We start from the raw sequence: 24,941 nt of genomic DNA on the forward strand, positions 1-24,941 counted from the left end.
TTTGAAGGAAAAAAATCACTCGAACTGACAGTTTTTTAACTTTAAGAAGTAATTCTTTTTAATTCAGAAATTAACGCAATTTTATTTTGTTCATCCGAAGAAGAATGTCCTGCGTTTTCAATATTTAATGTTGAATTATTTAACGCATCATGCAATCTGAAAGCTTGAATTGGCGTACAAATAAAATCGTAGCGCCCGTGAACAATTGCGGTTTTAATATCTTTAATTTTATCGATGTTATTCATGATAAAATCTTCCGGAATAAAACAATTGTTTTTAATATAATGCGCTTCTAAAATTGCCATTGATTTGTACGAAAAAGTTTTTAAAACCTCTTCGGTATCGGTAATTTTGTTAATTGTATAAAAAGACATTTCATAAAACGCCCATTCATACGCATATTTATTGCTGATTTCTTCATCATCGCAGGTCATCATTTTTAAATAATAATCAACAGGATTTTCGCCTTTAGGAACTAATTTATTAAAACGATTCCAAACATCAGGAAAAAATTCTTTAATTCCACCGCCAATATAATGGTCAAATGCGTATTTATTTGCTAACCAAATTCCTCGAATAATCAATCCTAAAACACGCTCTGGATGATGAATTGCATAGACAAGAGAAAGCGTGCTTCCCCAAGAACCGCCAAAAACATAGACTTTATCAAAATTCACATAATCTAACAAAGCATTAATATCTTGTAAAAGAAGTTGTGTTGTATTATTTTCGATACTTCCAAAAGGCTTACTTTTTGAAGTTCCTCGCTGGTCAAAAAACAGCACATTGTATCGTTCTGGGTCAAAAAATTGCTTGTCTTTTTCGCCAAAACCAGCTCCTGGACCACCGTGTAAAAAAATTACAGGAATCCCTTTTGGGTTTCCATATAATTCAAAATATAGTTCGTGTCCGTGAGAAACAGGGAAATATCCTGTTTTATAAGATGCTATGTTTTTTTCTGATGTCATAATATATTTTACTTGAAAGTTTGCGTTTAAAAAGATAAAGATACGGGTTTTGCTAGTTTTTATGATAGTCTAAATATCAGAATAATTTGTAAGAAACAAGGGATTGAAACGTTAGCCAGACCTCACAGGTTTCTAAAACCTGTGAGGTCTAAATATATAATATATTATCGGCTTAAAAACTTACTAATAATAATCAAATAAGCAACAACCCCTAGCCCCGATTGAAGCTTTGTTTGAGCTCCTTTTTTTTCTTTTAAAAAAAAGAGCGAGTGCGGAAAGCGGGAAATAGCTTCAAAAAAAAATCCTAAGCTATAAACTTAGGATTTTGATATTAATATTCAACTTTATCTTGTTTTTCTGTCCATTTTTCAAACGGCTCTAAAGCAATTTTTTGCCCTATTTGCTCAAAAGAAATGCTACGCTTTTCGTAAGGCAATGCAATTTCTTTGTAAATAAAAGCATCGTCAAAACCAATATTTGCGGCATCTTGTTGGTCACATCCGTAGTAAACTTTATCAGGTCTTGCCCAGTAAATTGCGCCTAAACACATCGGGCAAGGCTCGCAAGAAGTGTAAATAATACAACCGTCTAATTGAAAAGAACCAAGGTTTTTACAGGCATCTCTAATTGCTGTAACTTCGGCGTGCGCTGTTGGGTCGTTGGTCGAGGTAACCTTATTATTTCCGCTACCAATAACCACACCGTCTTTTACTACGATACAGCCAAAAGGACCGCCTTCATTGTTACTCATTCCTTTTAAAGCCGCTTTAACAGCTTCACTCATATGTTTTTCGTGTTCGTTCATTGTTTTTGGTTTTAGGGGGCAAAAATCACTGCCTAATTTAAGTGATTTAGCATATTTAATTAATAAAAAAAAGTAAAATATTTAAGTATTATTCTTTAGCACCGTGACTTTTCGCAGTTTCAATCCAATGTTCGGATAATCCTTTTGTATCGGCTCTTAAACCTCTTGATAAATGCAAAGCTACGGCAATTATTAAAACCGAAGCCTGATGAAGTTCTTCAAATGTTTGTAAACTTCCAAACTCTTCTTGTGCTTTTAAAAGTAGAAAATCGTTGTGTTTTTGAGCGAAAGTAACAGGATTATTTTCGTGATTTGTTATATTTGGAATCATTAAATAATCTAGCCATTTTTTACCGATTCTTTCGGCTAATTTTTGTGATGATTCTTGTCCTATTTTTCGCCACGCTGAAAGTGTTTTGGTATCGCCAGAGGCTGATAACCCAGAGTCTAAAAGCAATTCAAAACCAATATCAGCAATGTTTTGCATCACCATTAAATACGCATCTAATGCTTTTTCATATTGATGCGCTTCTTGTCCTTTTAAGTAATCGCCTACGCTAAGTTTTGGTAAATCTAACACTTCGGAACAATCTGTTAAGCACGGGAAAGCGTTTCCTTCGTAAATATATTCGGCTTTTTCAAACTGAACTTGACGACCTAACGGATACAAACGGCAGGCTAGAGGTCGCCCAAGATGTACGCTACAACCAGCGTTATCTAAATATTGGCTACATGATTTCTGTCCTTTTTTATCGGTTTTTCCATCAAAAAGTAATTGAATACCGCCAAATTCACTATAAAGATCCCGAAATTCTCTAGTACTAATTTTTTTCTCTTGACTAAAACTAAATAATTCCCACGGATTCAGCATTACATCTTTTCCAAAACAACACGAGCCTGAACGTGAGCAGGTAAGCGGTAATGTACTTTCAGAATTTAGTTTTGTTACTTGCATTTTGTATGTTTTATTTTAAAAATGAATCGTTGAAAATGAGTACTAGCTGTTTTTATAGCGAGGGCAAAAATAAGATTTTAAAAACAAAAATCCCTACAATTATAAATTGCAGGGATTTTTAAATTATATAAATGATAAAAAGAAGCTTATTTCAAGCCACCAATCATTTCTTCAGGTTTTACCCACTCGTCATATTGCGCTTCTGTAACATAACCTAAACGAACCGCTTCTACTTTTAACGTAGTTCCGTTTGCGTGAGCCGTGTTTGCAATTTCAGCAGCTTTATAATATCCGATTTTTGTATTTAAAGCAGTAACTAACATTAAAGAATTATTTACTAATTCAGTAATTCTAGTGTGATTTGGCTCAATACCAGCCGCACAATTTACATCGAAAGATACACAAGCATCTCCAATTAATTGAGCAGATTGTAATACGTTTGCCGCCATCATCGGTTTAAAAACGTTTAATTCGTAATGTCCTTGTGTACCACCAACAGTAACCGCAACGTCATTACCCATCACTTGCGCACAAACCATCGTAATTGCTTCTGCTTGCGTAGGATTTACTTTTCCTGGCATAATAGAAGAACCTGGCTCGTTTGCAGGAATAATTAATTCACCAATACCAGAACGAGGACCAGAAGCCATCATACGAATATCGTTAGCTATTTTATTTAAAGAAACCGCTAATTGCTTTAAAGAACCGTGCGTTTCAACAAAAGCATCGTGAGCTGCTAATGCCTCAAACTTGTTTTCGGCAGTAATAAAAGGTAATCCTGTAAATTCAGCAATATATTTAGCTACTAAAACATCGTAACCAGCAGGCGTATTTAATCCTGTACCAACAGCAGTTCCACCTAAAGCTAATTGTGATAAATGCTCTAAAGAATTTTTTAAAGCTTTTAATCCGAAGTTTAATTGTGCAACATAACCAGAAAATTCCTGCCCTAAAGTTAGGGGAGTAGCATCCATTAAATGCGTACGTCCAATTTTTACAACGTCTTTAAACGCTTCCGATTTTGCTTTTAAAGTATCACGTAATTGTTCAACTCCAGGAATGGTAACTTCTACAATTTTCTTGTAAGCAGCAATGTGCATTCCTGTAGGAAAAGTATCGTTTGATGATTGCGATTTGTTCACATCATCATTTGGTTGAATCGTTTTTTCACCTTCACCGATAATTTTACCTGCAATTTCGTGCGCTCTGTTGGCAATTACCTCGTTACAGTTCATGTTCGATTGTGTTCCCGAACCTGTTTGCCAGATTACTAACGGAAACTGATCGTTGTGTTTACCTGCTAAAATTTCATCACAAACCTGTGCAATTAAATCTCTTTTTTCGGTAGCTAAAACACCTAATTCTGCATTTGTGTAAGCGGCTGCTTTTTTAAGATATGCAAAACCATATACAATCTCTAAAGGCATTGAGCCAGCAGGACCTATTTTAAAGTTGTTACGAGAACGCTCTGTTTGCGCTCCCCAATATTTATCCGCAGGAACTTCAACATTTCCCATGGTATCTTTTTCAATTCTGTACTTTGCCATTTTAAAATTATTTAAAAGAATATAATTTAACTTACCTCCAAATTTACAAATTCTTATAGGTTTTAGTCGTGATTTTTATCATATTTTATTGGATAAAAAGAAAATTAGTTCTAATTTTGCCTTGTAACAATTATTCACAGAAAACAAATGTTAGATTTTTCACAATTTTCAGGATTAGTATTATTCATGTTTATTTTTACAACTGGTTTTTGGTTGTTAATTTTCTTATTAACATTTGTTGTTCCTTATTGGATTGGTGGAACAATTTTAGAAAACTTGAAATTAAAAAGAGACGCTAAAAAAGCCGCTCAAGGTAACTAGACTTTTATAAAAGTATATAAAAAAAGCTCGTTCATTTATTTGAACGAGCTTTTTGTTGTGCGTAGTGGTTTTATTTTTATTTGAAGCAATTTCCCGCTTTCCGCACTCGCTTTTTTTGTTTGAAAAAAACAAAAAAGAGCTCAAACAAAGCTTCAATCGGGGCTAGGGGTTTTTGCTAAAAATTTTATTTTTCACGAAGTTTTTTAAGCTGATAATTTATTTGAATGTTTAGACCTCACAGGTTTTAGAAACCTGTGAGGTCTGTCTTTGAATTGAGAAGAATCATCAAAAAAAAACTAAGAATTGCGTTAGGGATTGAATGGCATGTTTGAGCTCTTTTAGTTTGGTGCTTTTTTGCATCAAACTAAAAAGCGAGTAATGAAAGCCCGCTCGAACGCCCAAAAAAAATTACCCGCTAAATTCTGAGCCGCCGCCATTATTTTGATACGCAGGTTTTCCTCTTTTCTTCTTTTGATTAAAACGATAGGTAAAACTCAACGATATTTGACGTTCACGCCATTGAAAAGTTCCATCTGCTATTGTTGATGGATTTTCACGTCCGCCATAATAGGTAGTGCTTTCACGCTTACGAGAATTGAATAAATCGCTTACATTTAATACTAATGAAGCTTTATCTTTTAAAATATCTTTACTAAAAGATAAATTTGCCATAAACATTCCTTTTATATTACTTTGCGCACTATTTTTAGAACCACGATACATTAATCGTGTTTGCCAAGCAATTTTTGCGGGTAATGTGACGCGTGAATTAAAACGAGCAAACCAACTATTTTCGTTTACTTCTGCTAAATTTGTAACAATTTTTGAACCATTTTGAGAAGTATAAGTGTGTGAAAAAGCATCGGTATTAAATTTATAATAATTGAAACTTGCCGATAAACGTACTTTTTTTGTAGGATTATAATTACTTGTAAATTCGAATCCGTAGCGGTTTTCGTCGTTTAAATTTACTGGCTGACGAACAAAAACATTATTTCCATTTCGTTCTTCTATAACCGATATCGGTTGAACAATATCCGTTGAATGTTGATAATATAGAGAAGCACCTAAGTTGAATTTTCTGATTTTTGTGTTGTAACCTAAATCAAAAGAATTGGTAAATGTCGGGTTTAAATCGGGGTTTCCTCTAAAGACACTAGTAGCTGAACTTCTGCTTTCAAAAGGGTTTAAAAACCAATGACGCGGTCTTTTTAAACGTTTGCTATACCCTAAAGTTAGGTTTTCGTTATCGTTTAATTCGTAGCCAATATTTACTGTTGGAAACCATTTGGTGTATTTTTTAGTTGCTTCTTGATTGGTGGTTAATACGTTTAAATCAATATCTGTAATTTCTGAACGCAGTCCTAAAAGATACGAGAATTGATTTATTTTACTTCCGTATTGCGAATAAAAAGCAAATACATTTTGCTTAAAAATAATAGCATTTGACGGGTCAAAATTATTTGTTGAATTTAAAATAGTTACGTTAAAATCAGAGCTTAAATCTTGATAACTTGCTTTATGCCCAATTTCGAATTGACTGTTTTCTCCAATTGGCAACACATAATCTATTTGAAGTAATTTTTCTTTTGTACTTGTTATTTGTGAATTTAATTCAGATAAAACGCCATTAACCGTAATTGGCATATTTTCTGTTTCTTGGCTGTCTCCATATTGTAAATCGATGGTTATTTTTTGCCCTTTATCATTTAAATTATTGGTGTAATTTATAGAGTATTGTTTGTCTGTACCATTTTCTTGTTCATTCTCGATACGAATTTCGTTTAATAAAGGTTGCGAAGAATTATTGAATAAAAACCTGTCTGTTAAATTAGTGGCAACATCATCTGCTTTATGTTTTCGATACACAAAATTACCTGTTACAGAACTTTTTTTATCAATATAATATTCTAAGCCAATAGAAGCATTGAAGTTTTTGTTTTTTCTATCAAAAGTTCTATCTTCTATTTGTGTGCTATCTAAAATGCTATTTTTTAAATAAGAAAAGGTGGTTTTTGAATTTCCTGGACCTTTTTGGTAAGAATAACCAAGGTTAGAAAATAAGTTGAATTTTTTTGTGCGATAATTTAAATTTGGTGCAATTCGAACTAAATCAGGATTACCTGCCGTAATATTTAATGAGCCGTTAAAACCTGTAATTTTTCCTTTTCTAAGGATGATATTTAAAATACCCGCAGTTCCTTCCGCATCATAACGTGCCGATGGCGAGGTGATAACTTCTATTTTTTCAATGGCATCGGCGGGTAAATTACGTAGGGCATCTGTGCCTGTTAAGCCGACTAAAGCCGAGGGTTTTCCATCGATTAAAATACGAACGTTTTCATTTCCTCGTAAGCTTACAGCGCCTACAGCATCGACACTTACCGAGGGTACATTGTCTAAAACATCCGAAGCTGTTCCGCCTTTTAGAGTCATGTCTTTACCAACGTTGTAAATCTTTTTATCTAAACGAATTTCTACGGTTGATTTTTCAGCAATAATTTCAACTTCATTTAACTTTTCTGCATCCTCGGAAAGCGTAATAATACCTAAATTGGTATTTTCAGTCAATTTTTTATTGGATAAATTTTTAGTTTTAAATCCGATAAATTCTACTTTAATTGCATAAAATCCTTTAGGAACTTCAATAGAAAAGTTTCCTTTTGTATCTGTTATTCCTCCAGAAATACGTTTGCTTCGCGTGTGTGTGAGTACTAAAGTTGCATATTCTAAAGGTTGTTTAGTATTCGATTCTATAATTTTTCCTGTAAGGGTAATTTTAGGAATAGTTGCCCGATTTCTTGTGTGTTTTTGTGCAAATACTGCTACAGAAAATAAAAGAATACTTATAAGTGTAATTTTTTTCATCGAATATGTAATTGTTTTAATAATAAGTGTGATTAAGAGCCTGTTTAAAAATTAAATTAAAACTAAATTCTCGTCATGCTGAATTTATTTCAGCATCGTATCAACAGGAAAAATAAGGCAAATCAGGATATGAAATTGAAATAAAATCCTTTTGATCGATGCGATTCCTTATTTTTCTGTGATATTTTTTTTTCAGATGAAATTTAAACAGGCTCTAATAAGACTAAAATATTCTTTAAAGGTTTAATCTTTTTGTTGAAAATTTTTAAATAAAAAAAGGTCGCATTTAGCGACCTTTTTAGTATTGAAATTATGAAAAATAAAAATTATTTTTTATTCTTTGCATTTTGTTGAGCAGCTTGTTGCTCTTGAGCTTGTTTCATAGCGCTATCTAAACGTTCACGGAACTTGCTTTTAGCTTTTTCAGGCTTCTTTTTGTTCTCTTGAATTTTTGCATGAATTTTAGCTTCATCAATTACAAAGTTTTTAATAACTAACATAATTGCGATAGTAAGTAAGTTTGATATAAAATAATATAAACTCAATCCACTTGCGTAACTGTTAAAGAAAAATAACATCATAAGCGGAGAGAAATAAATCATATATTTCATCATCTTTTGCATGTCAGGCATTCCTTCTTGCGTTGGCGCTTGCATGTTTGCTTGCTGACTTTGGTTCATTCTCATGTAAAAGAAAATAGCGATAGATGCTAAAATTGGGAATAAACTAATATGATCACCATAAAAAGGAATTTTAAATGGTAATTTGAAAATTTCATCATAAGCTGATAAATCATCAGCCCATAAAAAACCTTTTTGACGTAAATCAATTTCCTTTGGAAAAAACTTAAATAATGCAAAGAATACCGGCATTTGTAATAAGGCAGGAATACAACCCGACATCATGCTTACACCAGATTTTCGCTGTATTGCCATGGTTTCTTGCTGACGTTTCATGGCATTTTCTTTCCCTGGATATTTCTTGTTGATTTCTTCCATTTCTGGACGAATCACTTTCATTTTTGCACTCGATAAATACGATTTATAAAGTACTGGCGACATAATAATACGAACAACGATGGTCATTAAAATAATGATTAATCCGAAGTTACCAATAAAACCTTTTAACATGTTAAATACAGGATAGAAAACATATTTGTTTAGCGCACCAAAAATACCCCAACCTAAATTCATGTTATCTCTTAATCCTAATTCATTGTATTTTTTTAAGATGTTATAGTCGTTTGGTCCGTAAAACCATGACATATTTTGGTTAATTTCACCATTTTGAACAGTTACAGGAATGTTAACATTAAATGCTTTTAAAAATTTAGTTCCTGTTGCACCGTCTTCTTCATAAGCTTCTTGCTTTAAAGTTGGTTTAGAAAAACCGTCTTTATTAATTAAAATAGAAGAGAAAAAATGTTGTTTTAAACTAATCCAAGTTGCTTTATTGGCAATTTCATCATTTGATTTTATTCCAAGACACTCCATTGAGTTGTCTTCATAATAATGAATTGCGGTATTTTGATTTTCGTAATTAAAGGCTTTTTCATTTGAAAAGGCTTTTAATTTCCAATCTAAATTAATAGGATTACTAGCATTTATTACAGTACTTAAACCCTGTGAACGTACACTAAAATCAACTAAATAATCGTCTTTTTTAATTTCGTAACGGTATTCTAAAAATTGAGTTTCTGATACTTTCAATTTCATCGAAAGTATTTTCGTATCGCCATTTTTAGTTAAAGTAGGTGCAAATAATAAATCTTTGGTATTTAGAATACGGTTATCGGTAGTTCCAAAATTAAGATTAAAAGAAGCATTTTTATCTTTTACTAAATATAAAGGAAGCGAATCGTAGGTTTTGAAGCTTTTAAGTAAAGCTTGGGTAATTTGCCCTCCTTTATTATCAATAGTTAATTTAACAAGATTGTTTTCAATAGAGGTAACGCCACTTTTTGCTGTTGAAGCGCCATAAGCAAAAGCACCTAATTTATTTTTTAAGGCGATTTTTTGTAGTGAATCGCTTAAAATTGCTGTTCCTACTGCGTTATTTTGAGCTGTTAAAGCATCTGTAACTTGTGTTGTTTGCGTTTTAGTTTCAGGAGTTACTTCAGGCTTGCGACTGTTCATCCACCAAAGTAGTATTCCTCCTAATAAAAGCATTCCGATGAATGACTTTACATCAAATTTTTTTTGTTCCATTGATATGTGTTATAAATGATGACAACTTGTCATTGTTTATTCTGATAATTTAAAAATACCAGAAAAATCAGACAAGTTTAGTAAAACCGAATCGTTTTTATGAGGTTTTACCGTTATTAATTTTAATAAGGATATTCGCTCAAAGAATGTTCCATACGTATTAAAAAAGAAAAAAAATCCTGTAATTTTTTAATTACAGGATTTTTAAATTTATTTTTTAGATTGCTGTAAAGCTGCTTTTATAAAACTCACAAATAAAGGATGTGGGTTTAATACGGTACTTTTATATTCTGGGTGATATTGTACGCCAACAAACCAAGGATGTGTAGGGATTTCAACAGTTTCAACTAAGCCTGTTTCAGGGTTTATACCTGTTGATTTCATTCCCGCATCTTCTAGTTGCGTTTTATAGTCGTTATTATACTCGAATCTGTGGCGGTGACGTTCGCTAATTGAACTTGTTTTATAAGCTTCAAAAACTTTAGAGTCTTCGGTAATTTCACAGTCCCAAGCTCCTAAACGCATGGTTCCACCTTTTTGGGTAACTTCTTTTTGTGCTGCCATTAAATTAATAACAGGATCGGCTGTTTCTTCATCCATTTCAGTAGAATTTGCATCCTTTAAACCTAAAACGTTGCGAGAATATTCAATAACGGCCATTTGCATCCCTAAACAAATTCCTAAAAATGGAATGTTGTTTTCACGCACATATTGTACTCCTGCAATTTTACCTTCAATTCCTCTACCACCAAAACCTGGGGCAACTAAAACACCGTTTAATCCTGCTAATTGTGAGGCAGCATTTTCAGGAGTTAATTCTTCAGAGTGAATCCAACGAACTTTTACTTTTGTTCTGTTAGCTGCTCCTGCATGAATAAATGCTTCGGTAATTGATTTATATGAGTCGTGTAATTCAACATATTTACCAACTAAACCAATTTCAATAGTAGCAGTTGGGTTTTTATGACGCTCTAAAAACTGATTCCAAGCTTTTAATTTTGGTTGTTTACGTGTAGATAATTTTAATTTCTCTAAAACAACATAATCTAAACCTTCTTTAAACATTAAATTAGGCACATCGTAAATAGTTTCTGCGTCTAAAGATTGAATAACATCTTGTTTTTTAACGTTACAGAATAAGGCTAATTTACGCTTTATAGTGTCGTTAATTTCATGTTCTGATCGGCATACTAATATGTCAGGGCTTACACCGCTTTGCATTAGCATTTTTACAGAATGTTGTGTTGGTTTGGTTTTTAATTCACCAGCGGCAGCTAAATAAGGAACTAAAGTTAAGTGAATAACAATAACGTTATCATCGCCTAATTCCCATTTTAATTGACGCACTGCCTCTACATAAGGCAATGATTCAATATCGCCAACAGTACCACCAATTTCGGTAAGAACGATGTCATAATCTCCCGTTTTTCCTAAAATTTGAATACGTTCTTTAATTTCATCGGTAATATGTGGTATTACCTGAACTGTTTTTCCTAAAAATTCTCCTTTACGCTCTTTGTTAATTACAGATTGGTAAATTTTACCTGTAGTAACATTGTTTGCCTGAGAGGTAGGAATGTTTAAAAAACGTTCGTAATGCCCTAAATCTAAGTCTGTTTCGGCACCGTCATCAGTTACATAGCATTCTCCATGTTCGTAAGGGTTTAATGTTCCTGGGTCTATATTAATATACGGATCTAATTTCTGGATAGTCACTGAAAAACCTCTTTGCTGTAATAATTTAGCTAAAGAAGCGGCTATAATTCCTTTTCCTAGTGATGAAGTTACGCCTCCTGTTACAAAAACGTATTTAGTGTTGCTCATGGTATTGTTAGGTTTGGGCAAAAGTAAGAAGTCTGACTATCCGAACAAATAAAAAAGTAAAAAAAATACATAAAAAAAGCGTATTTTTGTAAAGTTGAAAAATATTTCAAAAAAAACAAATGGAGTATTTGTAAGACAAAAAAACTATTGTATATTTGCCCACGCTTTTAGCAGACGGAAATTCATAAAAGCAAGTTGAATTAAAGACCATTTTTAAAAACATAAATAATGCCGAAAAGAACTTACCAACCATCGAAAAGAAAAAGAAGAAACAAACACGGTTTCAGAGAAAGAATGGCATCTGCTAATGGACGTAAAGTACTAGCTAGAAGAAGAGCTAAAGGAAGAAAAAACTTAAGTGTATCTTCAGCTCCAAGACCAAAAAAATAATGATTAACAATCGTTAATATATTAGGTGTTACTATTTTTATAGTAACACCTTTTTTGTATATAAACTTTTTTTACCTTTACAGAAAACCACAACAACAACAACAACACAACACCTACTTAAAATGCCTAAAAATCAAGACCTTAAATCTATCTTAATAATCGGATCAGGGCCAATTGTTATTGGACAAGCCTGTGAATTTGATTATTCTGGAACGCAAGCTTTACGCTCTTTACGTGAAGACGGAATTGAAACTGTTTTAATCAATTCGAACCCTGCAACGATCATGACAGACCCTACCATGGCTGATCATGTGTATCTTTTACCTTTAAATACCAAGTCAATATTACAAATATTAAAAGAGCATCCACAAATTGATGCAGTTTTACCAACAATGGGTGGTCAAACAGCTTTAAATTTATGTATTGAAGCTGATGAAAAAGGTATTTGGGAAGATTTTGGTGTAAAAATTATTGGTGTTAATATTGATGCCATTAATATTACGGAAGACCGTGAGAAGTTTAGAAACTTGATGATAGACATCGGTATTCCAATGGCGCCTCAAGCAACTGCAACATCATTCTTAAAAGGGAAAGAAATTGCTCAGGAATTTGGTTTTCCTTTAATTATTAGAGCGTCGTTTACTTTAGGTGGAGAAGGGGCTTCTTTTGTATATAAAGAAGAAGATTTTGATGCATTATTAACTCATGGATTAGAGGTTTCTCCAATTCATGAAGTAATGATTGATAAAGCGCTTATCGGTTGGAAAGAATACGAATTAGAGTTATTAAGAGACGCTAATGATAACGTTGTTATTATTTGTTCGATCGAAAATATGGACCCTATCGGAATTCATACTGGTGATTCAATTACGGTAGCTCCTGCAATGACACTTTCTGATAAAACATTCCAAAAAATGCGTGATATGGCAATCCATATGATGCGTAATATTGGTGATTTTGCAGGAGGATGTAATGTGCAGTTTGCTATTTCTCCAGATGAAAAAGAAGACATCATTGCTATTGAAATTAACCCAAGAGTTTCTCGTTCATCAGCATTAGCAAGTAAAGCAACAGGATATCCTATTGCAAAAATTGCGGCTAAATTAGCCTTAGGGTATCATTTAGATGAATTAGACAATCAAATTACAAAATCGACATCAGCTTTATTTGAGCCAACTTTAGATTATGTAATTGTAAAAATTCCTAGATGGAACTTTGATAAATTTGAAGGTTCTGACAGAACGTTAGGTTTACAAATGAAATCTGTTGGTGAGGTAATGGGAATTGGACGTTCGTTTCAAGAAGCATTGCACAAAGCAACACAATCGCTTGAAATTAAACGTAACGGTTTAGGTGCCGATGCAAAAGAAAATAAAAACTACGACGAAATTATAGAGAAGTTAACATACGCTTCTTGGGACAGAGTTTTTATTATTTATGATGCTATCAAAATGGGAATTCCGTTGAGTAAAATCCACGAAATTACGCAAATTGATATGTGGTTCTTAAAACAATACGAAGAATTACACGAAATAGAAAAAGAAATTTCTAAATATACCGTTGATACGCTTGATAGAGATTTATTATTGGAAGCAAAACAAAAAGGATATGGAGATCGTCAGATTGCTCATATGTTAAAATGTTTAGAAAGTCAGGTATATAAAAAGAGAGAAGAATTAAATATCAACAGAGTTTACAAGTTAGTTGATACTTGTGCTGCTGAATTTAAAGCAAAAACTCCGTATTATTATTCAACTTTTGAAAGTGATATTGTAACCAAAGAAGGTGTTACAGTGGTGGCTAACGAAAGTGAAGTTACTGCAAAGAAAAAAATTATTGTTTTAGGTTCAGGACCAAACCGTATTGGGCAAGGAATTGAATTTGATTACTGTTGTGTTCATGGTATTTTAGCAGCTGCAGAATGTGGTTATGAAACCATTATGATTAACTGTAATCCTGAAACGGTTTCTACAGATTTTGATACGGCGGATAAATTATATTTTGAACCTGTTTTCTGGGAACATATATATGACATTATTAAGCATGAAAAGCCAGAAGGAGTTATTGTTCAATTAGGTGGACAAACTGCTTTAAAATTAGCGGAGAAATTAACGAAATACGGAATCAAAATTTTAGGAACGAGTTTTGAAGCCTTAGATTTAGCCGAAGATAGAGGTAGTTTTTCTGATCTTTTACTGAGAAACAAAATTCCATTCCCAGAATTTGGAATTGCTGAAACAGCCGATGAAGCTTTAGTTTTAGCGGATCAATTAGATTTCCCAATTTTAGTTCGTCCATCGTATGTTTTAGGAGGGCAAGGAATGAAAATTGTTATCAATAAAGAAGAATTAATAGAGCACGTTGTTGATTTATTAAGAAGAATGCCTGGTAATAAATTATTATTAGACCATTATTTAGATGGCGCAATTGAAGCAGAAGCAGATGCAATTTGTGATGGTGAAAATGTGCAAATTATCGGAATTATGGAGCATATTGAACCTTGTGGAGTACACTCTGGAGATTCAAACGCAACCTTACCAGCCTTTAACTTAGGTGATTTAGTATTACAGCAGATAAAAGACCATACAAAAACCATCGCTTTAGAATTAAAAACGGTAGGTTTAATAAATGTTCAGTTTGCTATTAAAGATGATGTAGTTTACATTATTGAAGCAAACCCGAGAGCATCACGTACGGTGCCTTTTATAGCAAAAGCGTATAAACAGCCGTATGTAAATTATGCAACCAAGGTAATGTTAGGCGAAAATAAAGTTACTGATTTTGATTTCAATCCTCAGTTAAAAGGGTATGCGATAAAGCAACCGGTATTTTCATTTAACAAATTTCCGAACGTAAATAAACAATTAGGACCTGAAATGAAATCAACAGGTGAAAGTATTTTGTTTATTGATGATTTAAAAGATGATCAGTTTTACGACTTATATTCAAGACGTAAAATGTACTTAACAAAATAATTTTTTTAAGATTAAAAATTAAAAGCCTATCAGAAATGATAGGCTTTTTTTATAGGTGAAAAATATAAATTTGAAATCTATTGTTAAATATTAATCGAAATTATGGTAGATAATTCTAGCCCCGATTGAAGCAATTGTTTGAGCTCTTTTTTGTTTTTTTTTCTTCAAAAAAATAAAAAAAGCGAGTGCGGAAAGCGGGAAATAGCTCCATAAAAAAACCTCGAAAGTTATAAAACAATCAAGGTTTTTAATTTTTTATGTATTTTAAAATTATATTTAAAATGATTTTAGCATTAAAGGAACGCTATTATAGTTCAATTTTTACATTGTATTTTTCTAAATCTTTAGTGTAATTTTGATGTACAAAAGTTTCACTGTCAAATTCTTCTTGACGTTTCTTTTTCATTTCAATACGTTTTATCGCCTTTAAAAAACGCCTGATTTCAATATCGTCATTTACAATTAAACCAGGAACTTGAACGCTTTTCCCGTCTTTATCTTTAGCAACCATGGTAAAATAAGACGAGTTACAATGCTTGGTAACTCCTGTTCTAATATTTTCAGCTTCCACACGAATACCAACAACCATCGAGGTGCGTCCTGCATAATTTACAGAGGCTTTCATGGTAACCAACTCGCCAACTTCAATGGGATTTAAAAAATCAACCGTATCAACCGATGCCGTTACGCAGTATTCGCCAGAGTGTTTTGAAGCACAAGCAAAGGCAATTTGGTCTAATAACGATAAAATATAACCTCCGTGAATTTTACCGCTAAAATTAGCGTGCGATGGCAGCATTAATTCTGAAATAGTGATACCAGTTTCTTCAACGTGTTTAAATTTTCGAGTCGTTTTATTTGTTGTTTTGCTTGTCATTTTGTTAGTTATTATTCTTGTTTTTTAATTTCAGGAGTCTCTTCTAAACTTCTAAAATGAGGTGAATTTTCTTGTTCTACTTTGGTAACAAAATATTTAGAATCGCCTAACCATGAAAAGGTTCTGTAAAGCTCTTTATACGTAATTTTAACATAACGTCCTTGAAATTTTTGTAAATCGGCAATAACTTTCTTCTCATTGTCTTGCACTGAAAAAGAAAAAATTTGAGCACCAGAAATACCTTGGCTAATTTCACCTTCCCAGCTTTTAACAACAACTCCTTTGTAGCTTATTTTTATAAGTTCGCCAGAGCGCACACCTTTACTATAAGGTACGTAATAAATAAAAGCATAATAGGAAAAAGAAATTAATGTGATAATAAGAATAATTAAAGCGACTATTTTTTTCATGGAACGGTTTAAGTTTAGGTAACAAAAGTAAGGCTAATATTTAAACTTGTAAAATGAATTGAAAGTAGTAATTTTGTGTGAGTTCAAAAAATAATAAATATGAATTATATTTTATTTGATGGTGATGTAAGAACCGCTTTATTACCATTTACATATACAAAACCCGTTGCCGATATTAGGGTCGGAATTTTAACGATTCGCGAAAAATGGGAAAAACATTTAGGATCAACCACCACAACAGTTACTGAAGAATATTTAGAAGAAAAATATCCGATGGTAGAGTTGGAAGAAAATGTGCTGTTAAATGCCTCTTTTTTACCAACAGATTCATTGGTTGATATGGTAAGAGCATTAACCAAAAATCAGGCAATTTTTAAGGGTGAAGATGTGATTGCTTTTTATACCAACGACAGCCAAGACGAAGTGAATTTTGCAAATTATGAGCAAATTGAATACCAAGAAGAGCTACTTCAAATTAGAAATACTTGGGATATCTTTTCTTTAAATGATAAAGCAATTCGTGCTGATTTTGATTTAATTACCGACGGCAGAACATCTGAGCCAATTCCTGATACAGTAAATTGTATCAATAAAAAAGATATCTTTATTGAAGAGGGTGCAAAACTAACATTTGCAACTTTAAACGCAAGTTCAGGACCTATTTACATCGGTGAAAATGCCGAGATTATGGAAGGCGTTGTAGTAAGAGGCGCTTTGGCAATGTGTGAAAATTCGGTATTAAAATTAGGAGCAAAAATATACGGAGCAACCACTTTAGGGCCTCATTGTAAAGTAGGAGGAGAGGTTAATAATTCGGTATTAATGGGCTATTCTAGCAAAGGACACGATGGGTTTTTAGGAAATTCTGTGCTTGGAGAATGGTGTAATATTGGAGCAGACACTAATAATTCTAACCTTAAAAATAACTATGCTGAGGTAAAATTATGGAGCTATGATACGGGTCGTTTTGCAAAAACAGGCTTACAATTTTGTGGTTTAATGATGGGCGACCACTCTAAATGTGGCATCAATACCATGTTTAATACGGGAACTGTAGTAGGTGTTTCCGCTAATATTTTTGGTAGCGGATTTCCTCGAAATTTTGTACCTTCTTTTAGTTGGGGAGGCGCTTCTGGGTTTACAGAATACAAAACCAACAAAGTTTTTGAAGTAGCCGAAATGGTAATGAAAAGACGAAATATTGAGTTTGATGAAAAAGAACAGCGAATTTTAAGTCATGTTTTTGAACAAACTAAACAGTATAGAAATTACTAAGATTCCGTTTAAATTTCATCTAAAAATAGCATCGAATTCGTCAATCTGAATTTATTTCAGATTCGCATTCTGATTTGCCGTAGTTCTCTTGTTGATGCGATACTGAACTAAATTCAGCATAACGAAAATAGATAAGAGAGTTAAAATCAAAATCCTCATAATTTATATTGTGGGGATTTTTTTTATAATTATTTTTTGAAGCTATTTCCCGCTTTCCGCACTCGCTTTTTTTTGAAGAAAAATCAAAAAAAGAGCTCAAACAAATGCTTCAATCGGGGCTAGGCGATTTTGCTGAAAATAATATTTGTTTGATCATTTATAATTTGAACATTAAAATTGTCAAACCCCTAAATTATCCTTAAAATTGCCGAATGAAGTACAGACAATTAACAAAAGAGCAATTTGAAGGATTGCATGAAGAATTTGCACGTTTTTTAGCATCACAAAGTATCGATGCCAAAGAATGGAAAGAATTAAAAGAACAAAAACCAGCCGTAGCCGAAGACGAAATGAACGTTTTTAGTGATGTCGTTTGGGATGATGTACTTACAAAAACCGAGTATTTAGAGCATTTTTCACCAAAAATGGTTAATTTATTTAAATGCGATAAAGATGAAATTCATCGTATTATGGTAACTATTGATAAAGATATAAATTTATTAGAACAAGAAGGTTTTGAGTGGTTAATGCAAAACCCGAATGATGAAAAAGTCGAACTTTTTACAGGAACGATAAAGTATAAAAGAGAACGAAATGTTGAGGTTTTCGATTTAATAGAAAAAGGAAGTTCAATATCAAAGGGAGAAATTTACGAGTATTTTAGTAAGTTAACATCGTAAGTAATTTTAAAAAAATATTACAAAACGTCTTTAATAATTTAAAGACGTTTTTTTATTCCATATAATTTAGAAAATAAATAAGTGTATTTTTGCAAGATGATTGACCAAGGATTATTAGCATATTTAGAAGGTTTTATTACCGACAAAAGAAAAGAAACATTTAACAGCGTTTTAAATGAAAGAACACGTCATTTTACTGTTGTTTTAGAAGATATTTATCAACCTCATAACGCAAGTGCGGTGGTGAGAAGTTGTGATATTTTTGGTGTTCAAGATGTGTATGCCATTGAAAATAGATTTACAAACAAAGTATCTCGACACGTTGCAAAAGGAAGCCAAAAATGGTTAAATATCAACAGGTATAAAGAAGATGGCGATAATACAAAAGCCTGTATTGACGACTTACGAGCAAAAGGTTATCAAATAATTGGTACAACACCACATACTGATTCATGTGTGTTATCTGATTTTGATGTTACTAAAAAATCAGCCTTTGTATTTGGTGCCGAAAAAGACGGGATTTCTGACTATATAAAACAAGAAGCCGACGGTTTTTTAAAAATTCCGATGGTTGGTTTTACCGAAAGTTTAAATATATCGGTAGCCGCTGCAATTACTTTGAACGATGTTACGGCACGTTTGCGTAAAACAAATATCGATTGGAAATTAAGCAAAGAAGAACAGCGTGTTTTATATTTTGAATGGATTAAAAACACGATAAAAAATCCTGATAAATTAATTGAATATTATCATAAAGAATTACAAAATTCTTAATTAGTACTGATAATCTTTAAAACCAAATCTTTAGTCAACGTTTGTCCGTTGGCTATTTTTTTGATGTTATCAAAGGTAAATACAAAATTACAACCGCTTTTATAATCAGAGCATCCATATGCCGATTTTCCTTTTAAAACTGTTCCTTTTTTACATTTCGGGCAGGGGATAGTTTCTGTGTTTTTGGTGTTCTTCGAAGTTGAGGTTTTATCTGTTGCTTGTTTTTCTTCTAATTTTAAATTGAAATTTTCATCAAAACGAACTAGACCTTCTATTTTATCATTTCCATTTTTGAAACCTTTTAAATTGGTGGTGCAACCTTTATCTAGCAAGCGAATTAATTGGTTTTCAGAGACTTTTTTATCCATAAAACTAAAAGGTAAAGTAAAATTACAACCCGTTTTATACCCTGAACATCCGTAGGCTGTTTTTCCTTTTAATAATTGCCCTTTTTTACATTTTGGGCATGTTTTACCGACAATTATTTTCTTAGAAGCAACCTCTTTTTTAGCTGATTTTATAGTTGTTTTAGGTGTTTGGTTATCCGAAGAAAGTCGTTTTGTTTTATTGCTTGAACGAACTTCATACACCAATTCATCCACCATTTTTTTCATGTTTTTGATAAATGTTCCTGCATTAAATTCGCCACGTTCAATTTCTTTTAGTCGCTTTTCCCAAAGCCCTGTAAGTTCTGCCGATTTTAATAATTCGTTATCAATTAAATCAATCAATTCAATTCCTGTTTCGGTAGGAATTACCAGTTTTTTCTGACGTTCAATATATTTTCGTCTAAATAAAGTTTCAATAATACTTGCACGAGTTGACGGGCGACCGATACCATTTTCCTTCATTAATTCACGCATTTGATCGTCATCGACTTGTTTTCCTGCGGTTTCCATAGCACGTAATAAACTAGCTTCGGTGTAATTTCGTGGTGGTTTGGTTTCTTTTTGTAAAAAACTAGGTTCGTGGGTTCCTTTTTCACCTTTTACAAAAGTCGGTAATACGTTGGTTTCTGTTTTTTTGCTGTCGTTTGCGTGCTCAAAAACAATACGCCATCCTTTTGATAAAATTTCTTTACCGCTTGTTTTAAAAGATATATCACCAACTTTTCCAATTACAGAAGTGTTCGCAACATCACTTTCAGGATAAAAAACAGCAATAAAACGACGGGTAATAATATCGTACACTTGTTGCTGATTGTAGGGTAAATTATTTTGAATCCCCGTAGGAATAATAGCGTGGTGATCGGTTACTTTTTTATCATCAAAAACCTTTTTAGATTTCTTTATTTTCTGCCCTAATAATGGTTTTGTTAAGGTATTAAAATTAGTTAGTTTCCCTAAAATTCCTGCTATTTTTGGATACACATCGTTGGGTAAAAAAGTAGTATCAACCCTCGGATATGTTACCACTTTCATTTCATAAAGCTTTTGAACCATTTTTAATGTTTCATCCGCAGAAAAGCCAAATTTAGTATTACAATATACTTGTAATCCTGTTAAATCAAATAATTTAGGAGCGTATTCTTTTCCTTTTTTCTTGGTCACCGAAGTAATTTCAAAATCACTTTCTTTTACTTTATCAGCAAAAATCTGCCCTGCTTCTTTCTTTAAAAAACGACCTTCTTCGTAAGAAAAAAGTGTTTCTCTGTATAGGGTTTGTAGTTCCCAGTAAGGTTGCGATTTGAAGTTTTGAATTTCTTTAAATCGATTAACCAACATTGCAAGGGTGGGGGTTTGCACTCTTCCTACGGATAATACTTGTTTGTATCCGCCAAATTTAACAGTGTATAATCGGGTGGCATTTAAGCCTAATAACCAGTCGCCGATGGCACGTGAAAACCCTGCGTAATATAAATTATCGTATTCTTTAGAGGGTTTTAAATTTTTAAAACCTTCACGAATTGCTTCTTCGGTTAGCGATGAAATCCATAAACGTTGCACTTCGCCTTTATAACCAGCTTGGTTGATTACCCAACGCTGTATTAATTCTCCTTCTGTTCCTGCATCGCCACAATTAATAACCAAATCGGCTTTGTCAAATAATGATTTTACAATTTTAAATTGCTTTTGAATACCTTGATCGCCGGTTACTTTGGTATTAAAATGTTCGGGAAGCATGGGTAAATTATTCAAATCCCAACTTTTCCAATGTGGTTTGTAATCTTTGGGCTCTAAAAGCGTGCATAAATGCCCAAAAGTGTAGGTTACCGCATAGCCGTTTCCTTCAAAATAGCCATCTCTTTTGGTGTTGGCTCCTAATATATTAGCAATTTCTTTTGCTACACTTGGTTTTTCGGCAATACAGACTTTCATTAGCTTTATTTATTCGATTTTTAGAGATTCGAAATTACTAAAATAAATTGGTTCGTGTGAAAACTAATTTTTTATTCTTCGGATGCTGTTTTTTCTACCATTTCTAAATAAATATCTTCTACATGTTCTCTCGCCCAAGCTGTTTTTCTTAAAAAACCAAGGCTTGATTTTGTTGTTGGATTGTTTATAAAACAACGAATATTTACACGTTCTCCTAAATATTCCCAGCCATAATGTGCTACTAAACGTTCTAAAACTTGTGCTAATTTTACGCCGTGAAGTGGGTTTTTTAATTGTTCTTCAGTAGCTTGTCTTCTAATTTTTTTAACAGGTTTTGCTGTTGTTTCTTCGTTTTTTTGTTGGTCATTTTGTTGGTTATTTTCAGTACTATTATGATTATTTTCTACGGTCATTGTTTATATAGTATTTGCCTGTTATTTTTTTCTGATTTTAGCGAAGTTATTGATTTAGACCTTAAAATTCAAGCTAAATTTTTAGACATTTTTAAAAAATTAGGTAGCGTATATTTATTTAAATAACGGCACTTTTAATAGGCTATAATAAAGTACCTTTGACGCAGTTTTATAACGCTTTTAATTTGTAAAACTAAGTAGCTATTTTTAAGCTGACAATAACAGAAAACCCAATTATGATTACAGACATAAAAATAAATAAACCAACGCCAATTGCTGTTGATAAAACCATAAAACCATATAAAGGTGGTACAAATATTAGAGCTACTATCGAAACTTTAGAAGCTGGTAAATACGTGCTAATTACTGGCTTATACAGTAATGGTTTAACGCTTTTAGAAGAACTACATAAGTATTTGAAAAGAACGTTGCCAAACAAAACTTTTGAAGAACAACGTGCATATAGAGCAAAATACCAAGCGCTTTCAAACCTTGTTTTAGTTGAAATAGCTGATCATAAATTAGTTGTTAGAAAATCGCCATCAATAGGTTGGTTTGAAAAATTTTATCCTGAAAACACCAATTATTTACTAACTTTCCCTCAAGTTCAAGGGTTAAATAGTGCTTGGCAATGGTATTTAAAAGGACTTACGATTCCTGTTTTACGTAATAAAATACATCCATATTATGGAACGTATTTTCCAACTCGTTTTGAACATTTATATATTTTTGATAAATGGTTATCAAAATATGAAGGTGCTAAAAAATCGGCTGTTGATGTAGGTATTGGCTGTGGTGTTCTTTCTTTTCAGATGGTAAAACATGGTTTTCAGAAAGTTTTTGGTACCGATACCAACCCAAATGCGATTGCTGGATTATCTGAATTTATGGGAGAAACAAAGTTATCTCGAAAAATAGAGTTAGACTTTGGGCATCTTTTTGGAAACTTAAAAAAGCAAACAGAATTAATTGTTTTTAATCCACCTTGGTTGCCAAAATTACAAAAAGGCGATGCAATTGATAAAGCAATTTATTATGATGAAGATTTATTTCCAGAATTTTTTGAACAAGCAAAAGAACGTTTGTTACCTGATGGAAAATTACTGCTTTTATTTTCAAATTTAGCAGAAATAACCAATGTAACAGAAGAGCATCCAATAAAGAATGAACTTGCTAACGGAGGAAGGTTTAAATTGGAAAAATGTTATACAAAACCTGTAAAAAGAGCTTCTGAAATAACAAAACGTAACCAACATTGGCGTTCTTTAGAAGAAGTACAACTTTGGGTATTGACTCATAAATAAGCTGATTTACATAAATATATTTTGTAATGAATTAAACCTCACAGATTTTTAAAATCTGTGAGGTTTTTTATTGAGGATAAAAAAGTGTTGGTTTGTTGTACTTTTAACTACACATTTTCCATTAAAAAACTAGTAATTTTATCTTTTCGATATTGAATATTTTCTTTTGTCCAAAGTGATTTTTCTTTTGTGATTTCTTGAATTTCACGTTGTTGTTCGGAATGTTTATAGCTGTCTCTTTTTTCGATAAATGGTTTGTTTCCTTCAGAACAGTTATGAGATTTAGAAAGTAATAAATAGTTACCTAAACAATTTAGATACTCATTTATAAATGTTTCATCATAAGTATCATATCCTTTTTCAGGATTTTCAGTTTGTGGAGCAATATGTTCTAATTCAGGGTTTATGATTTTATCAAAACGAGTAGGCGTATAGCCGTTTTTCCCTTTAGATTCTAAATTGTTTTCATATTTCCAAAGTAAAAATTTAGAAGTTTTATGATTGATACCGCCTTGTAAAGAGCGTTTTAATTCAGTATTATTCCAATATGCCCACCACCAATCTTCTGTTGTTTTCATCCATTGGATTCTGTCAATAATTGTTGTTATACTTGGGTTTTCAAGCGTGAAATTTTGATAAACATCATTTATTCTTGAGGTAATATCAGCTCTAGTACCAATTAATCGGTGTCGTAAAATAATCGATTCTAAATTAGAAGATAGTTGATTAATTTCTTGTATCGGCAACCCAAATTGATACGCTTTAATTAAAAAAGGTATCGCAATACCGATTCCGCCAAGAGTTACAAGAGAATGAATTTCTAAATTTCCTCTTTCATCTTTTCCGAAAAAAGTGTTTAAATGTTCAAAACTATTTGCTAACGATTGCGTAAATTCTTGTATAAAAGGAATTGGATTTTCTTGGGAAATTAGTTTGTTTAATCTGTCAATTGCATTTGTTTCCCAAAGAGAATTGAAGTGTACACGAAGCGTATAAGTTAAAATATCGTCTTCATTAATTAGGTATTCTATTGATGAAATTGATTTATATATTTTCTCAAAACGAGTTTTAATTTCATCAATTAAAGAAGCTTTTTCTTCACCGCCATACAGGTGAACATTAAACATGAATTGTGCTTTTATAATTTCTAAATTCGAAGGTTTTTTTCCCCTATTATTTTGAAAAATAAACATTTGAATTGCTTCGGATTCATCTTTTACAGGATGCGTTGTACACGATGCGTTTTGAACAGTATTTAACATTTCAAGTAAATAGTGTTCGTTTTTATCAGAAAAAATAAATGTAAAAAAATCAAAAGCTTCTACAATTCTTTTTGCCGATGTGGTTTCTAGTCCGTTTTTATCTTTTTTAGATTGGTCGATCACATAATCTTTAAAAAGTTGTTTATCATAATCAACCGTTTCAAATCGATATGTATTTCGTCTTTTTATAATATCTTCAAAAATCTCTTCTTCGGTATCATTTAAAGGTCTAATTTCTTTTAATCGGCTAAATAATGCAGAAAGAAATATAACAATTGTTGTCATACGTTGTTGTCCGTCAATAATTCCGAAGGTATTTTCAGACTGTTCTTCAAATAGAAAATGACCAAAATAATATTTTGATTTTGTGGTACTTTTATTGTAATTTTCTAAATCGGTAATAAAAGTATTTACTTGTTTAGGTGTTTTTTTAGCATCGAATTCTGTTTCCCAAGAATAGGCTCTTTGATAACTTGGAACATGAATTTTATTTCCAGCGAGCATTTGTTTTACTGTTGTTGATGGCTTCATTTTTCTAGTATTTTTTATAAAAATAGGAATTAAAAATGAAATATTATCGAAATAAAACCATCAATATTAGTGGTTTAT

19 protein-coding genes are annotated in these 24,941 nt (G+C 32.2%); 7 read left to right on the forward strand and 12 right to left on the reverse strand.

Annotation, left to right across the window (positions count from 1 at the left end):
* Nucleotides 1-41: 41 nt before the first annotated feature.
* The 4 genes from pip to fumC all read right to left on the reverse strand — a co-directional run bounded on the left by pip (nt 42) and on the right by fumC (nt 4,275).
* Nucleotides 42-968, reverse strand: a complete 927-nt coding sequence (gene pip, locus AQ1689_RS11820) for a prolyl aminopeptidase (RefSeq protein ID WP_101956211.1) — start codon at nt 966-968, stop codon at nt 42-44.
* Between the two features lie 331 nt (nt 969-1,299).
* Entirely contained in the window at nt 1,300-1,773 is a 474-nt protein-coding gene (locus AQ1689_RS11825; RefSeq protein ID WP_058884769.1) for a nucleoside deaminase, read from the reverse strand.
* An 88-nt stretch (nt 1,774-1,861) separates the two neighbouring features.
* The gene (locus AQ1689_RS11830) at nt 1,862-2,728 is read right to left on the reverse strand and encodes a YkgJ family cysteine cluster protein (RefSeq protein WP_101956212.1); all 867 of its coding nucleotides are present in this window, start codon (nt 2,726-2,728) and stop codon (nt 1,862-1,864) included.
* Between the two features lie 146 nt (nt 2,729-2,874).
* Nucleotides 2,875-4,275 (reverse strand): class II fumarate hydratase, encoded by a 1,401-nt coding sequence (gene fumC / locus AQ1689_RS11835; RefSeq protein ID WP_101956213.1) that lies wholly within the window; start codon nt 4,273-4,275, stop codon nt 2,875-2,877.
* Nucleotides 4,276-4,422: 147 nt separating this feature from the next.
* On the opposite strand from fumC, the gene AQ1689_RS11840 reads away from it, so the two are divergent.
* Complete coding sequence (locus tag AQ1689_RS11840; protein WP_058884772.1) at nt 4,423-4,596, forward strand: hypothetical protein; 174 nt, start codon at nt 4,423-4,425, stop codon at nt 4,594-4,596.
* Between the two features lie 408 nt (nt 4,597-5,004).
* Here the strand turns inward: AQ1689_RS11840 and AQ1689_RS11845 are convergent, their stop codons facing one another.
* From AQ1689_RS11845 to AQ1689_RS11855, 3 genes are all read right to left on the reverse strand, one after another.
* Entirely contained in the window at nt 5,005-7,464 is a 2,460-nt protein-coding gene (locus tag AQ1689_RS11845; protein WP_101956214.1) for a TonB-dependent receptor domain-containing protein, read from the reverse strand.
* A gap of 326 nt (nt 7,465-7,790) precedes the next feature.
* Complete coding sequence (gene yidC, locus AQ1689_RS11850) at nt 7,791-9,671, reverse strand: membrane protein insertase YidC (protein ID WP_101956215.1); 1,881 nt, start codon at nt 9,669-9,671, stop codon at nt 7,791-7,793.
* Between the two features lie 210 nt (nt 9,672-9,881).
* A complete protein-coding gene (locus tag AQ1689_RS11855; protein WP_101915493.1) occupies nt 9,882-11,495 on the reverse strand; it encodes a CTP synthase in 1,614 nt (537 codons plus the stop codon).
* A gap of 228 nt (nt 11,496-11,723) precedes the next feature.
* On the opposite strand from AQ1689_RS11855, the gene rpmH reads away from it, so the two are divergent.
* Complete coding sequence (rpmH, locus tag AQ1689_RS11860) at nt 11,724-11,885, forward strand: 50S ribosomal protein L34 (RefSeq protein ID WP_058884776.1); 162 nt, start codon at nt 11,724-11,726, stop codon at nt 11,883-11,885.
* A gap of 122 nt (nt 11,886-12,007) precedes the next feature.
* Nucleotides 12,008-14,860 carry a carbamoyl-phosphate synthase large subunit gene (gene carB, locus AQ1689_RS11865; RefSeq protein ID WP_101956216.1) on the forward strand — a complete coding sequence of 951 codons (2,853 nt, stop codon included), beginning with the start codon at nt 12,008-12,010 and terminating at the stop codon, nt 14,858-14,860.
* Nucleotides 14,861-15,167: 307 nt separating this feature from the next.
* Here the strand turns inward: carB and AQ1689_RS11870 are convergent, their stop codons facing one another.
* Both AQ1689_RS11870 and AQ1689_RS11875 read right to left on the reverse strand, forming a co-directional pair.
* Nucleotides 15,168-15,737, reverse strand: coding sequence for an acyl-CoA thioesterase (locus tag AQ1689_RS11870; RefSeq protein WP_101956217.1), 570 nt, complete (start codon nt 15,735-15,737; stop codon nt 15,168-15,170).
* 11 nt (nt 15,738-15,748) lie between these two features.
* Nucleotides 15,749-16,147: a 6-phosphogluconate dehydrogenase gene (locus AQ1689_RS11875; RefSeq protein WP_101915496.1), complete on the reverse strand. Its 399-nt coding sequence runs from the start codon at nt 16,145-16,147 to the stop codon at nt 15,749-15,751.
* Nucleotides 16,148-16,246: 99 nt separating this feature from the next.
* Here AQ1689_RS11875 and AQ1689_RS11880 point away from each other — a divergent pair, with 99 nt between their 5' ends.
* The 3 genes from AQ1689_RS11880 to AQ1689_RS11890 all read left to right on the forward strand — a co-directional run bounded on the left by AQ1689_RS11880 (nt 16,247) and on the right by AQ1689_RS11890 (nt 19,035).
* Nucleotides 16,247-17,422, forward strand: coding sequence for a GlmU family protein (locus AQ1689_RS11880; protein WP_101915497.1), 1,176 nt, complete (start codon nt 16,247-16,249; stop codon nt 17,420-17,422).
* A gap of 371 nt (nt 17,423-17,793) precedes the next feature.
* Nucleotides 17,794-18,261 carry a DUF6495 family protein gene (locus AQ1689_RS11885; RefSeq protein WP_101915499.1) on the forward strand — a complete coding sequence of 156 codons (468 nt, stop codon included), beginning with the start codon at nt 17,794-17,796 and terminating at the stop codon, nt 18,259-18,261.
* A 96-nt stretch (nt 18,262-18,357) separates the two neighbouring features.
* Nucleotides 18,358-19,035, forward strand: a complete 678-nt coding sequence (locus AQ1689_RS11890; protein WP_101956218.1) for a TrmH family RNA methyltransferase — start codon at nt 18,358-18,360, stop codon at nt 19,033-19,035.
* Here AQ1689_RS11890 and AQ1689_RS11895 read toward each other — a convergent pair.
* Together AQ1689_RS11895 and AQ1689_RS11900 are read right to left on the reverse strand one after the other, a co-directional pair.
* Nucleotides 19,032-21,353: a DNA topoisomerase 3 gene (locus tag AQ1689_RS11895; RefSeq protein ID WP_101915500.1), complete on the reverse strand. Its 2,322-nt coding sequence runs from the start codon at nt 21,351-21,353 to the stop codon at nt 19,032-19,034. The two genes, AQ1689_RS11890 and AQ1689_RS11895, sit on opposite strands and share 4 nt — an antisense overlap.
* A gap of 71 nt (nt 21,354-21,424) precedes the next feature.
* A complete protein-coding gene (locus AQ1689_RS11900; RefSeq protein WP_083501055.1) occupies nt 21,425-21,766 on the reverse strand; it encodes a VF530 family protein in 342 nt (113 codons plus the stop codon).
* A gap of 236 nt (nt 21,767-22,002) precedes the next feature.
* Between AQ1689_RS11900 and AQ1689_RS11905 the strand changes: the two genes are divergently transcribed.
* Nucleotides 22,003-23,070: a methyltransferase gene (locus AQ1689_RS11905; RefSeq protein WP_101956219.1), complete on the forward strand. Its 1,068-nt coding sequence runs from the start codon at nt 22,003-22,005 to the stop codon at nt 23,068-23,070.
* Between the two features lie 107 nt (nt 23,071-23,177).
* Here AQ1689_RS11905 and AQ1689_RS11910 read toward each other — a convergent pair whose 3' ends face one another.
* Nucleotides 23,178-24,863 (reverse strand): DUF262 domain-containing protein, encoded by a 1,686-nt coding sequence (locus tag AQ1689_RS11910; RefSeq protein ID WP_101956220.1) that lies wholly within the window; start codon nt 24,861-24,863, stop codon nt 23,178-23,180.
* Nucleotides 24,864-24,941: the final 78 nt, after the last annotated feature.

The sequence above is a fragment of the Tenacibaculum finnmarkense genome (genome assembly GCF_900239185.1).
Classification (GTDB): Bacteria; Bacteroidota; Bacteroidia; order Flavobacteriales; family Flavobacteriaceae; genus Polaribacter; species Polaribacter finnmarkensis.